The sequence below is a fragment of the Streptomyces sp. genome (assembly GCF_031181705.1).
In the GTDB taxonomy this organism is placed as follows: Bacteria; Actinomycetota; Actinomycetes; order Streptomycetales; family Streptomycetaceae; genus Streptomyces.
Window position 1 is genome coordinate 17,022 of record NZ_JAPSKN010000064.1, and the last position, 13,548, is coordinate 30,569.

The 13,548-nt window shown below is 70.2% G+C and carries 8 protein-coding genes; 6 read left to right on the plus strand and 2 right to left on the minus strand.

The window, feature by feature from the left end; genetic code table 11:
- Positions 1–154 precede the first annotated feature (154 nt).
- On the minus strand, positions 155–1,378 hold the full coding sequence (locus RIN80_RS14665; protein WP_309096022.1) for a hypothetical protein: 1,224 nt from the start codon (positions 1,376–1,378) through the stop codon (positions 155–157).
- 493 nt (positions 1,379–1,871) lie between these two features.
- On the opposite strand from RIN80_RS14665, the gene RIN80_RS14670 reads away from it, so the two are divergent.
- The 4 genes from RIN80_RS14670 (at position 1,872) to RIN80_RS14685 (ending at position 8,787) form a co-directional block, all read left to right on the plus strand.
- The gene (locus tag RIN80_RS14670; protein WP_309096028.1) at positions 1,872–3,239 is read left to right on the plus strand and encodes an aminotransferase class III-fold pyridoxal phosphate-dependent enzyme; all 1,368 of its coding nucleotides are present in this window, start codon (positions 1,872–1,874) and stop codon (positions 3,237–3,239) included.
- Between the two features lie 100 nt (positions 3,240–3,339).
- Complete coding sequence (locus RIN80_RS14675) at positions 3,340–5,322, plus strand: IucA/IucC family protein (RefSeq protein WP_375141701.1); 1,983 nt, start codon at positions 3,340–3,342, stop codon at positions 5,320–5,322.
- Between the two features lie 81 nt (positions 5,323–5,403).
- A complete protein-coding gene (locus tag RIN80_RS14680) occupies positions 5,404–6,396 on the plus strand; it encodes a GNAT family N-acetyltransferase (protein WP_309096023.1) in 993 nt (330 codons plus the stop codon).
- 411 nt (positions 6,397–6,807) lie between these two features.
- Positions 6,808–8,787, plus strand: coding sequence for an ATP-dependent DNA helicase (locus RIN80_RS14685; protein WP_309096024.1), 1,980 nt, complete (start codon positions 6,808–6,810; stop codon positions 8,785–8,787).
- Between the two features lie 168 nt (positions 8,788–8,955).
- On the opposite strand, the gene lexA is transcribed toward RIN80_RS14685, so the two are convergent.
- Positions 8,956–9,735 carry a transcriptional repressor LexA gene (lexA, locus tag RIN80_RS14690; RefSeq protein WP_309096025.1) on the minus strand — a complete coding sequence of 260 codons (780 nt, stop codon included), beginning with the start codon at positions 9,733–9,735 and terminating at the stop codon, positions 8,956–8,958.
- A 631-nt stretch (positions 9,736–10,366) separates the two neighbouring features.
- Here lexA and nrdR point away from each other — a divergent pair.
- Positions 10,367–10,927 (plus strand): transcriptional regulator NrdR, encoded by a 561-nt coding sequence (gene nrdR, locus RIN80_RS14695; RefSeq protein ID WP_309096026.1) that lies wholly within the window; start codon positions 10,367–10,369, stop codon positions 10,925–10,927.
- A 163-nt stretch (positions 10,928–11,090) separates the two neighbouring features.
- A partial coding sequence (locus RIN80_RS14700) for a vitamin B12-dependent ribonucleotide reductase (RefSeq protein WP_309096027.1) occupies positions 11,091–13,548 on the plus strand: 2,458 nt, incomplete at its 3' end.

Sequence of the window (13,548 nt, forward strand, 5' to 3'; positions counted from 1 at the left end):
GGATGGGTCTTGTGGGCTGTCTGGTGCTGTGTGGGCAGTGAAGGTTTCCGTGGGCCGGTGAGCCGGTGAGCCGCTGAGGCGGTGGGGCCCGTGCGCCGGTCCTACGTCGGTCCGCCGGGGCGGCCCGCCCCCTCCGGGCTGGGCCGGTCCTGGCCTACCGGTCCGCGAACTTCTCGCTGACCGAGTCGAACACGCCCTTCGCCGCGTCGCCCAAGCGCGGTCCGGCCAGCCAGCCCGACGTCACCGGGCCGATCGAGGTGTTGGACACCAGGGCAGGCTTGCCGTCCGATCCGGTCGCCACCCAGCCCCCGCCCGACGAACCGCCGGTCATGGTGCAGCCGATCCGGTACATCGTCGGGTCCGATGCCGTGAGCGACAGCCGTCCCGGCCGGTCCTGGCACCGGTACAGCTTCTGCCCGTCGTACGGAGGCGCCGCCGGGTAGCCGATCGCCGTGACGCTCTCGACCTGCGCTACAGCGGGAGCGTTGAAGTCGACCGGCAGCGCCGAACCGACCGTCTCCTCCAGCGACTTGCCGCCGCTGCCCTTCTCCGGCGTCACGTGGATGACGGCGAAGTCGTACGGTGCGCCGTCACCGCCCGTCGAACCGCCCTGCTCGATCCACTGGTCCGAGGTCTGCGCCCAGTCGCCCCACCAGACACCGTAGGGAGCGACGTCCTCGCGGGTGGCGTTCTCCAGTTCCTGGACGGACTCGCCGTCGTCGTTGTACGACGGCACGAACGCGATGTTGCGGTACCAGCCGCCCTTCTTGCCCGCGTGCACACAGTGGCCCGCCGTCCACACCAGGTTGGACTTGCCCGGGTGCGCAGGGTCCTTCACCACCGTCGCCGAGCAGACGGCCGAACCCTTGGGGGAGTCGAAGAAGACCTTCCCGGCCGTGGGCACGGCGGCGTGGTACGACGGCGGCACGGCCTGCGCCCGGACCGGCCTCGGCGTGGGATCCGTGACGCCCTGGTCACCGGAGAGGTCGCTCTCGTCGACGCCCTGGTCGGGCTCCTCCGCCTCCCGCATCCGGTCCGGGTTCCACAGCCCTTCGATGATCGGGTTGACGTACTCGTGGGCCTCGCGCAGCCAGTCGTCCCGGTCCCAGTTCTTCCAGGCGCCGTTCTTCCACTTGTCGATGTCGATCCCGTGCTCGCGGAGCCGGTCCCTGATGTCGTCCGGGATCCGGAGCTTGCCGTCGTCGGAGGCGGTGGCGGACGCGGAGGCCTCCCCGCCCGCCGCGGCGTCACCCGACTCGCAGGCGGTGGCGGTGAGCGCGAGTGCCGAGGCGAGGGCTATGGCGAACAGCACGGGGGAGTTCCTGCGGTGCGCCCTCCCCCCTCGGCGTGTGGTGGACGACGGCCGGATGGATCGCATGATGTGACTCCCCCTGATGGTGACGAACGTGGACGAAACCGGTGCCTCGGCCGCGGTTCTCCGCTCTGCTGCGCGGGGACTTCGAGCCGACACGCCGCGTCCGGGAACGGCACCACACACTATGCGGTGGCTGTGGGGGAGGCCCGACGGAACAGCAACAGTTCCGTCACGGAAAGGATCTTGAGGCAACCCGTAACCGGGTGAGCGGTCCGGGGTTGGTAGCGGTGCGGGGTCTGCTGCCTGTGCGCGGTCCCTGGTGGCCGGTGCGCAGTGGGAGGTCAGGGAAGTCGTGACGGAATCCACCCTTGGGGGTTGTGCGTCGGAGGAGGCCGCTGTGGGGCAAGCGCCGGTGAAGACCGTCTCCGGTGGTCTCGTCGACGGCACGGCACCGGGTAGGGGCGACGGCGGCCCGCGAGTGGAGGGCACCGGCCCGGAGGTGGGTGGCTCTGCCACGGGGGCGGGTGGCTCTGCCCCGGGGGCGGACGCCCCGGTCCTGGACGACGACATCCCGGGAGGGTGCACTGCGAGGGAAGGATTCTCGCGCCGCCAGTCCGTCCGTGAGTCCGCCGCCCGGACGTACGCCCGGGCCCTGCCCATCGTGCCGGTGCGGGCGCGAGGCATGACGGTCGAGGGCGCGGACGGCCGCCGCTACCTGGACTGCCTCTCCGGCGCGGGAGCCCTCGCTCTCGGGCACAACCACCCCGTCGTCCTCGAAGCCATCCGCAAGGTCCTCGACTCCGGCGCCCCTCTCAACGCCCTCGACCTCGCGACCCCCGTCAAGGACACCTTCGTCGCCGAGCTCTTCCGCACCCTGCCCCCTGGACTCGCCGCTCGGGCACGCGTGCGCTTCTGCGGCCCCACCGGCAGCGACGCGTTGCGGACGGCCAGCGAACTGGTCCGTGCGGCGACCGGGCGGAACGACCTCGGCGGTCGTGACGCGGACGTCGTCTGTCTCCCTCTTGCGCAGGACCGCCCCGACCTGTTCAGCGCCGACGCTTCTGCACTGCCCGCCGGCGTGATCGTCGAGCCCGTCCAGGGCGGCAGTGTGTTCCCCGCGCCGGACGGCTGGTTGCGACGAGTACGGCAGTTGACGGCAGACCGGTCCGTCCCGCTGATCGTCGATGAGATCCAAACAGGCGTTGGTCGCACCGGCACCTACTGGGCGGTGGAGCACAGCGGCGTGACTCCAGACGTCATGGTCCTCTCCGAGGCCATCGGCGGCAGCCTGCCGCTGGCCGTCGTGGTCTATCGCGACGACCTCGACTCCGGAGAACCCTCTCCTCACGCCGGCACCTTCCGAGGCAACCAACTCGCCATGGCAGCAGGCACGGCGACCCTCGCCCACGTCCGAGAGAACCGCCTCGCCGAGCGCGCGTCGGCCCTCGGCGCGCGGATGTTGCACCAACTGCGGTCACTCTCCGATGACTTCGCGTGTGTGGGTGAAGTGCGGGGGAGAGGGCTGATGATCGGGGTGGAACTGGTGAACGCGGCGGGGGAGACGGAGCCGGGGCCGCCAAAGGCATCGGAGCGTCCCGTCGCCGTAGAACCGGCTGCAGAAGGGCCCACTGCAGAAGGGCCGGCTGCAGTGGGGTTGACGGCGCAAGGGCCGACTGCCGAAGAACAGGCTGTCGGGGAACTGGCGTCCGTGGTCCAGCAGGAGTGCCTGCGCCGCGGCCTCATCGTCGGACTCGGCGGCCCTCACGCGAACGTCGTGCGGCTGCTGCCGCCCCTGACGATCACCGACGAACAGGCGGCCGCAGTTCTCGACCGCTTGACCGACGCGATCCGGGCGGCGGCGATGCAGTGCCAGCAGAGCGGGGCACGGCAGCGGGGCCGAACTTCGCCGCGTGGCGCGCCTTGACGCCGTTCGCCGGTCTCGCTCTTGCCCGTTCGTCCGAGGGAACACCCCCCGCCACCCCCGCCCCGCTCCACACGGCCCGCACCCCCCGAGGTACTCCCCTTTGAACGCCACCCCCGCCCCCGAGGACCCCGTCACGACGTGGACAGGAGCCTCCGGCGACACCCAACTGCCCGGGACGTCGGTGACATCGGAGCTGCCTCGTCAACGTCTCGGGGCAGCAGGGCCCGTCCAGGAGAGTCACGGCGGCAGGCCTGCCACCGACCTCCTGAGCCATCCCGACCCCCGCCTCGTCGCCCACTCGGCATCCGTGGAAACCCTGCTGCGCTGCTGGGTTCGTGAGACCGGCCAACCTGCCCCCTCCGACGGCGTCCTCCGCATTCCCCTCCCCGCGAGCGGCACTGCCCTCCTCGTCCCGGTTCGCTACTGGTCCCCGACGGGATGGCACCGTTTCGGCCTCCCACGCCTGGCCTACGCGCCCGTTGACGCCCCAGTGGTCGACGCCGTGACGGTCGCCGCCCTGCTCACCAGGGAGTATCCGACTGGCGGCTCGTCCCCGAGCGGCATCCCTCACACCAACACCGGCGCTGTCGCCTCGGTCGGCGACGACGGCATCGGTCTTGTCGCCGGTGTCGCCGACTCCCTCCGCAGGGTCACCACCTTCGTCAGCGAACGCCGGGAACAGCCGGCCGACACCCCCGATCTCTTCCTGGCCGCGGAACAAGCACTCGTCCTCGGACATCCCCTGCACCCGACACCCAAGAGCCGTGAGGGCCTCTCCGAGGCCGAGGCTCGGCAGTACTCACCCGAACTGCGCGGGTCCTTCTCCCTGCACTGGATGGCAGTCGCCCCCTCCGTTCTCGCCACCGGCTCCTGCTGGACCGAACGCGGCCGCCCTGTCCCGGCCCCCTCCCTCACCGCCCGCCTGGCCGGCCCCGGACTGCCACTGCCGGACGGCCACGCCCTGCTGCCCCTGCACCCCTGGCAGGCACGCGACGTCCGACACCGCCCGGAGACCGCCGCCCTGCTGGACAACGGACAGCTTCGTGACCTCGGTCCGCACGGATCGCCCTGGCACCCCACCTCCTCCGTGCGCACCGTCTACCGGTCCGGCGCCCCCGCGATGCTCAAACTGTCTCTGGGCCTGCGCATCACCAACTCCCGTAGAGAGAACCTGCGTAAAGAACTCCACCGCGGCGTCGAGGTCCATCGCCTGCTCCGCAGTGGCCTCGGGCAGCAGTGGCGGACCGGGCATCCAGGCTTCGACATCGTGCGCGACCCCGCCTGGCTCGCCGTGGACGGGCCGGACGGCACCCCGCTGCCCGGACTGGACGTGGTCATCCGCCACAACCCGTTCAGCCCTTCGGACGACGTGTCCTGCGTAGCCGGACTCGTCTCACCGCGCCCGTGTTCACCGAACCGCCCGGGCACCGCTGCGAACCGCTCGGAGGGCGAACGCCCGGGGATGAGCTCCCGGCTGTCCGAGCTCGTCACCGGCATCGCCCGCCGCACCGGCCGGCCTTGCGGAGCCGTCGCCGCCGAGTGGTTCCTGCGCTACCTGGAGCACGTGGTGCGTCCCGTCCTGTGGCTGGACGGTGAGGCCGGCATCGCCCTGGAGGCGCACCAGCAGAACACCCTGCTCCTGCTCGACGCCGACGGCTGGCCCACCGGCGGCCGCTACCGTGACAACCAGGGCTACTACTTCCGCGAGTCCCGGCGCGCGCAACTCGACGCCCGGCTGCCCGGCATCGGGGAACGGAGCGACACCTTCGTCCGCGACGAGGTCGCCGACGAACGCCTCGCGTACTACCTGGGCGTCAACAACGTGCTCGGTCTCGTCGGCGCGTTCGGCTCCCAGGGACTGGCCGACGAGCGACTGCTCCTCGCCGCCTTCCGTCGCTTCCTGAAGACCGTCGCCTCCGGCCCGGCCCGACTCCGTACCTCGCTGCCCGTCCGGCTGCTCGACTCACCCGTGCTGCGCTGCAAGGCGAACCTGCTCACGCGGCTGCACGGCCTCGACGAACTCGTCGGCCCGGTGGACACCCAGTCCGTATACGTCACCATCGCCAACCCTCTCCACTGCTGATCACCTGACCCCTTCCGGCCATGACCGACCTCCTTCATCGCCGAGGACACGCCCCATCCGCCTTTCTGAGAGGAGCGTTTGGTGCCTTCTGCCGACCCGTCCGCCCCGACGGCGACCCCTGTTTCCGCCGGAGCGGCTTTCCCCGCTGAACCCGATGCCGACGTCGGCAGTGAGCCCGCAGCGGGGGGTGACCCAGGTCGCGGTTCCGCGCCCGGTACCGCTGGCGACGGAGGTCGCAGTACGGACCCAGGTGCGGGCTCCGCCGACGGCAGGTCCGGCGAGGACACGAGGGCCGACGAGGACACCGAGACCGGCGAGAGCGCTGAGGACCCCGAGGACCCCGAGGACACCATGGATCTTCGGCTCCCGGGCGAACTCCTCGCCCTGATCGCGGAGGAGACGACCGAGCCCAGGGGGTCAGGGCCGAGTTTCGACCAGGACCCGGCGTCGTCCCCCGCACCCCTCACCGCGACCTCCCGGTTCGGCTCCCGCATGCTGTACGACGACCTGCTCGACGGCGTGGCCGAATGGGGCCCGGCCGGTACACCCGCGGGCCTGTTCCACCTCGTCCCCGTCCGCGTCGAACGTGACCTTCCGCTCATCAGCCGGTGGATGAACGATCCCGCTGCCGCTGAGTTCTGGCAGTTGTCGGGACCGCCGAGTGTGACCGAGGACCACGTGCGGGCCCAGCTCGCCGGTGACGGGCGCAGCGTGCCGTGCGTCGGCGTGCTGGACGGAACTCCGATGAGCTACTGGGAGATCTACCGGGCGGACCTGGACCCGCTGGCCCGCCACTACCCTGTCCGGCCCCATGACACGGGCGTCCACCTCCTGGTCGGTGCCGTTGCCGACCGCGGGCGTGGTCTGGGCGGCACGCTGCTCAGGGCCGTGGCCGATCTCGTTCTCGCGCGGCGCCCCTTCTGCGCGCGCGTCATCGCGGAACCCGACATTCGCAACACCCCCTCCATCGCCGCTTTCCTGACCGCCGGCTTCCGGTTCTCCGCCGAGGTCGACCTGCCCACCAAGCGGGCCGCTCTCATGGTCCGAGACCGCTCCGTCCGGCACCTGCTGTAGCGCTGTGTCACCGCGCCATCACTCATTGAACGCACCGTGCCTCGCCCCGGTTCCCGCCGATCGCGGGAACTTCCCGAGCCGCCCGCCGAGCCGCACTGCTCGTGCCTGCCGCCGCGCCGGTGCCTGCGGCACCGGTGGTGCCAGCCGTACCGGTGGCGCCAGCCGTACCGGTGGCGCCAGCCGTACCGGTGGTGCCAGCCGTACCGGTGGTGCCTGCGGCACCGCTGGTGCCTCTGGCACTGCTCGGGCCTGTCACACGCTGGAGTCACCCACCAGCGACCCCCGGCACCCTGCTCCCATACCCGGCCCATCCGCCTCACCCCGCCCCGAGGAGTCCACGGCCTTGATCCCGCCCCCCGCCCTCGCCTTGATCACCCGTTTGTCAGTGCTGGGTCGTAGGGTGGTCGCGCTATGACGAAGCCCTCACTCCCCGAACTCCTGCACGCTGCCGTCACTGCCGTCGGCGGTACGGAGCGTCCCGGCCAGGTGGCCATGGCCGAAGCCGTCGCGGAAGCGATCGACGACGGTTCCCACCTGCTGGTTCAGGCCGGCACCGGCACCGGTAAATCGCTGGGCTACCTGGTGCCCGCGCTCGCACACGGGGAGCGCGTGGTCGTCGCGACCGCCACCCTGGCCCTGCAGCGCCAGCTCGTGGAGCGCGACCTGCCGAGAACGGTCGAGTCGCTGCACCCGCTGCTGCGCCGCCGCCCGGAGTTCGCCATGCTCAAGGGCCGGTCGAACTACCTCTGTCTGCACCGCCTGCACGAGGGCGTCCCGCAGGACGAGGAGGACGGCCTCTTCGACCAGTTCGAGGCGGCCGCGCCCACCAGCAAGCTGGGACAGGACCTGCTGCGGGTCCGCGACTGGGCCGACGAGACCGAGACCGGCGACCGTGACAACCTCACCCCCGGCATCTCCGACCGCGCCTGGGCGCAGGTTTCGGTGTCGTCGAGGGAGTGCCTGGGCGCCTCGAAGTGCGCCTATGGGGCGGAGTGCTTCGCCGAGATGGCCCGGGAGCGGGCCAAACTCTCCGATGTCGTCGTCACCAACCACGCCCTGCTCGCCATCGACGCCATCGAGGGCGCCCCGGTCCTCCCGCAGCATGAGGTGCTGATCGTCGACGAGGCGCACGAACTGGTGTCGAGGGTCACCGGCGTCGCCACCGGCGAACTCACCCCCGGCCAGGTCAACCGCGCGGTGCGCCGTGCCGCGAAGCTCGTCAACGAGAAGGCCGCAGACCAGCTCCAGACCGCTGCCGAGGGTTTCGAGCGGCTCATGGAGCTGGCGCTGCCGGGCCGCCTGGAGGAGATTCCCGAGGACCTGGGGTACGCGCTGATGGCGCTGCGCGACGCGTGCCGCACCGTCATCTCCGCGATCGGTACGACCCGGGACAAGTCCGTCCAGGACGAGGACGCGGTACGCAAGCAGGCCCTGGCCGCCGTGGAGAACGTGCACGACGTCGCGGAGCGGATCACCAACGGCTCCGAATGGGACGTGGTCTGGTACGAGCGCCATGACCGGTTCGGTGCCTCCCTGCGCGTGGCACCCATGTCGGTCTCGGGGCTGCTGCGGGAGAAGCTCTTCGCGGACCGTTCCGTGGTCCTGACGTCGGCGACGCTGAAGCTCGGTGGCGACTTCAACGGCGTGGGAGCCTCCCTGGGCCTCGCCCCGGAGGGCACCGAGGGCGACGATCTCCCGCAGTGGAAGGGCATCGACGTAGGCTCGCCCTTCGACTACCGCAAGCAGGGCATCCTCTACGTCGCCAAGCATCTCGCGCGTCCCGCCCGGGACGGCGACCGCGCGGACATGCTCGACGAGCTCACGGAGCTGATCCAGGCGGCCGGCGGTCGCACCCTGGGCCTGTTCTCGTCCATGAGGGGCGCCCAGCTGGCTGCCGAGGAGCTGCGTTCACGGATCCCCGAGTTCCCGATCCTGCTCCAGGGCGAGGAGACGCTCGGCGAGCTCATCAAGAACTTCGCGGCCGACCCCAGGACCTGTCTCTTCGGCACGCTGTCCCTGTGGCAGGGCGTGGACGTTCCCGGGCCCAGCTGCCAGTTGGTCGTCATGGACAAGATCCCGTTCCCGCGCCCGGACGACCCCCTGATGAGCGCCCGCCAGAAGGCCGTGGAGGAAGCCGGCGGCAATGGCTTCATGGCGGTCGCCGCCACGCACGCCGCCCTCCTCATGGCGCAGGGAGCCGGCCGTCTCGTACGGGCTTCGGGCGACCGCGGCGTGGTCGCGGTGCTCGACCAGAGGCTGGCCACGGCACGCTACGGCGGGTACCTGAAGGCGTCGATGCCCGACTTCTGGTACACGACGGACCGCAACCAGGTGCGGAAGTCGCTGGCGGCGATCGACGCGGCGGCGAAACAGACGGAAGCAGCCGGATGACCCGGATCGGTCCGCGGTCAAGGAGCCGTGGGCCGACCTCTGGCCGGGTGAATCGTCGAGCTGTGCGCCGACCGGTCCCGGACAGCGCAGGACCCCGGAACCGGCGCAGGGGTTCCGGGGCCCGGTCTGAGGGTGGGCCTGCCGGCCCGCCCGACGTGGTGCGCGCGGTCAGACGCGGCGCAGTACCGCCACCACCTTGCCGAGGATGGTCGCGTCGTCGCCGGGGATGGGCTCGTAGGCCGCGTTGTGCGGCAGGAGCCAGACATGGCCGTCCTCGCGCTTGAAGCGCTTGACCGTGGCCTCCCCGTCGAGCATGGCGGCCACGATGTCGCCGTTCTCGGCGACCGGCTGGCGGCGGACCGTGACCCAGTCGCCGTCGCAGATCGCGGCCTCGATCATCGAGTCGCCGACGACCTTCAGGACGAACAGCTCACCGTCGCCGACGAGCTGGCGGGGCAGGGGGAAGACGTCCTCGACGGACTCCTCGGCGAGGATCGGGCCGCCGGCGGCGATACGGCCGACCAGCGGGACGTACGACGCGGCCGGCTTGCCCGCCGTGTCCGTGGGCTGCACCGAGGCGGCCTGGTCCGAACCGCGCACCTCGTAGGCGCGCGGGCGGTGCGGGTCCCGGCGCAGGAAGCCCTTGCGCTCCAGCGCCATCAGCTGGTGAGCGACGGAGGAGGTGCTGGAGAGGCCGACGGCCTGGCCGATCTCCCGCATCGACGGCGGGTAGCCGCGGCGCTGCACCGAGTCCCTGATGACCTCGATCACGCGGCGCTGCCGGTCGGTGAGGCCCGAGCTGTCCGCCCGGATGCCGGGAGGTCGGCCCGGCAGGGAGCGCTTGTGCCCCTCAGGGTTCGTGGCTTCGTTCATCGCATGTACCGGCTCCGGTCGGCTCTGGGAGCGGTCCTGGGCAGTGATGGTGGCACTGTCTGCGGTGGTGGTCACGTCGGCCCCTCTCGATGGTCTCCCTGCTAGCCAACGGTAGTTGCTTTCGAAAGGTTGCGCCAAACACACGTTCGAGTGAAAAAACGCGAATTGCCGGACGCGGTCATGTGTCCGGGTGTATTGGCGGCCGGGCCACCTGGCGGACAAAAGGGCCCATTGCTGTACTCTTCACCGCCGGGGTGATCGCCTCGTGGACTGTTGCCCCAGTCTGCCATCCGGCATTCCCCTGCCTCGGGGGCAGCCCGCATCTGTGCGGGAGTCCCACGTCCCCTCCTCGCGGCGCCCACCGTATCTCCGCATGTGCCGTAGCGATACGGCCGCGCGCGAATGGATGGGGCCCGTGTTGCGGCGGGTGGGCGTGCCGCGGTGCGAGCGCCGGTGCCGTGGTGACCCACGAGGCTCGTGTGGAACTGGCCTTCGCACCACCTGCGACTACGCGCGCGACACGCGCGTACAGGCTCGATGTATGAGCCAATCCCCACATCTAGTGGTTGGATTGCAGCAGCAGCCCACAAGTTGTGGTCCCCCCGGTCTTGGCGGCCATGGTCATCGCCTATGCTGGGGGCTGCTTCGTGGGGCGCGAGACGTCTGGCGAGGCTATTGAGTCTGCTGTGAGGAGGGTTCGGAGATCATGCACTGTCCCTTCTGCAGGCACCCCGACAGCCGGGTCGTCGACAGTCGTACGACCGACGACGGCACGTCGATCCGCAGGCGCCGCCAGTGTCCTGACTGCTCCCGTCGTTTCACGACCGTGGAGACGTGCTCGCTCATGGTGGTCAAGCGGTCCGGCGTCACCGAACCCTTCAGTCGCACGAAGATCATCAATGGGGTGCGCAAGGCGTGCCAGGGACGGCCCGTCACCGAGGACGCGCTCGCCCAGCTCGGGCAGCGGGTCGAGGAGGCGGTGCGGGCCACCGGAAGCGCCGAGCTGACCACCCACGACGTGGGGCTGGCCATACTCGGCCCGTTGCAGGAACTCGATCTCGTCGCCTACCTGCGCTTCGCCTCCGTCTACCGGGCCTTCGACTCGCTCGAGGACTTCGAGGCGGCCATCGCGGAGCTCAGGGAGGGCGCGGGACGTCCCGACGCGGACGACGGCGACCGCGCGGACACGGGTGTGGGGAGCCAGGAAGACGACCGCGGGCCCGGAGGGACGGCACAGGTCCCCGAGCCCGCAGGCGCCGCCGACTGACCGGCGGGCCGGACCCGGACGGCAGCTCCGGACCGGCCGGACGGCGGCGATGTGAAGACCTGTTGCGGGCGACGTGAGTGGGTGCCCGCAGCACCAGACAGAACACCGTGCACCGGGAACAACGGGGCACTTCAGGGCGTTTTCGCCCGTACAGGGAGGCGGCATGACAGAGACGGCGAGCGGTCCGGCACGGAGTTCCCGCGCCAAGAGCCCCAAGGCGAGCAAGGGCCTGCGTATCGAACGCATCCACACCACCCCTGGGGTTCACCCCTACGACGAGGTGGCCTGGGAGAGCCGTGACGTCGTCATGACCAACTGGCGCGACGGCTCGGTCAACTTCGAGCAGCGCGGCGTAGAGTTCCCCGACTTCTGGTCGGTGAACGCGGTCAACATCGTCACCAGCAAGTACTTCCGCGGTGCCGTCGGCACCCCGCAGCGCGAGACCAGCCTCAGGCAGCTGATCGACCGCATCGTGAAGACGTACCGGAAGGCCGGTGAGGATCACAAGTACTTCGCCTCGCCCGCCGACGCCGAGATCTTCGAGCACGAGCTGGCGTACGCCCTCCTGCACCAGATCTTCAGCTTCAACAGCCCGGTCTGGTTCAACGTCGGCACCAAGCAGCCCCAGCAGGTATCCGCCTGCTTCATCCTGTCCGTCGACGACTCCATGGAGTCGATCCTCGACTGGTACAAGGAAGAGGGCATGATCTTCAAGGGCGGCTCCGGCGCCGGCCTGAACCTCTCGCGCATCCGCTCCTCCAAGGAGCTGCTGTCCTCCGGCGGCAACGCCTCCGGCCCGGTCTCCTTCATGCGCGGCGCCGACGCCTCCGCAGGAACGATCAAGTCCGGTGGCGCCACCCGCCGTGCCGCCAAGATGGTCGTCCTCGACGTCGACCACCCGGACATCGAGGACTTCATCGAGACCAAGGTCAAGGAAGAGGAGAAGATCCGCGTCCTGCGCGACGCCGGCTTCGACATGGACCTGGGCGGCGACGACATCACGTCCGTCCAGTACCAGAACGCCAACAACTCGGTCCGCGTGAACGACGAGTTCATGAAGGCGGTCGAGGAGGGCGGTCAGTTCGGCCTGCGCGCCCGCATGACCGGCGAGGTCATCGAGGAGGTCGACGCCAAGCAGCTGTTCCGCAAGATCGCGGAGGCCGCCTGGGCGTGCGCCGACCCCGGCATCCAGTACGACGACACCATCAACGCCTGGCACACCTGCCCCGAGTCCGGCCGGATCACCGCGTCGAACCCGTGCAGCGAGTACATGCACCTGGACAACACGTCCTGCAACCTGGCCTCGCTGAACCTGATGAAGTTCCTCAAGGACGACGGCAAGGGCAACCAGTCCTTCGAGGCCGAGCGCTTCCAAAAGGTCGTCGAGCTGGTCATCACCGCGATGGACATCTCGATCTGCTTCGCGGACTTCCCGACCCAGAAGATCGGCGAGAACACGCGCGCGTTCCGCCAGCTCGGCATCGGCTACGCCAACCTCGGCGCCCTGCTGATGGCCACCGGCCACGCCTACGACTCCGACGGCGGCCGCGCCCTCGCCGGTGCCATCACCTCCCTGATGACCGGCACGGCCTACCGCCGCTCCGCCGAGCTCGCCTCGGTGGTCGGCCCGTACGACGGCTACGCCCGCAACGCGGACGCCCACAAGCGCGTCATGAAGCAGCACTCCGACGCCAACGACAAGGCCGTCCGCATGGACGACCTGGACACCCCGGTGTGGGCCGCCGCCAGCGAGGCCTGGGGCGACGTCCTGCGCCTCGGCGAGAAGAACGGTTTCCGTAACTCGCAGGCGTCCGTGCTGGCCCCGACCGGCACCATCGGTCTCGCGATGTCCTGCGACACCACCGGTGTCGAGCCCGACCTGGCGCTGGTCAAGTTCAAGAAGCTCGTCGGCGGCGGCTCGATGCAGATCGTCAACGGCACCGTGCCGCAGGCCCTGCGCCGCCTCGGCTACCTCGAGGAGCAGATCGAGGCGATCGTCGCCCACATCGCCGAGAACGGCAACGTGATCGACGCCCCGGGCCTCAAGCCCGAGCACTACGAGGTGTTCGACTGCGCCATGGGCGAGCGGGCCATCTCCCCGATGGGCCACGTCCGCATGATGGCCGCGATCCAGCCGTGGATCTCCGGCGCCATCTCCAAGACGGTCAACATGCCGGAGACGGCGACCGTCGAGGAGGTCGAGGAGATCTACTTCGAGGCCTGGAAGCTCGGCGTCAAGGCGCTCGCGATCTACCGCGACAACTGCAAGGTCGGCCAGCCCCTCTCCGCCAAGACCAAGGAGAAGGAGAAGGCGGAGATCACGGAGAAGACCGAGGAGACGATCCGGACCGCGGTCGAGAAGGTCGTCGAGTACCGCCCGGTCCGCAAGCGCCTCCCGAAGGGACGTCCCGGCATCACCACGTCCTTCACCGTCGGCGGCGCCGAGGGCTACATGACGGCCAACTCCTACCCGGACGACGGTCTCGGTGAGGTCTTCCTGAAGATGTCCAAGCAGGGCTCGACCCTCGCGGGCATGATGGACGCCTTCTCCATCGCCGTCTCGGTCGGCCTCCAGTACGGCGTGCCGCTGGAGACGTACGTCTCGAAGTTCACCAACATGC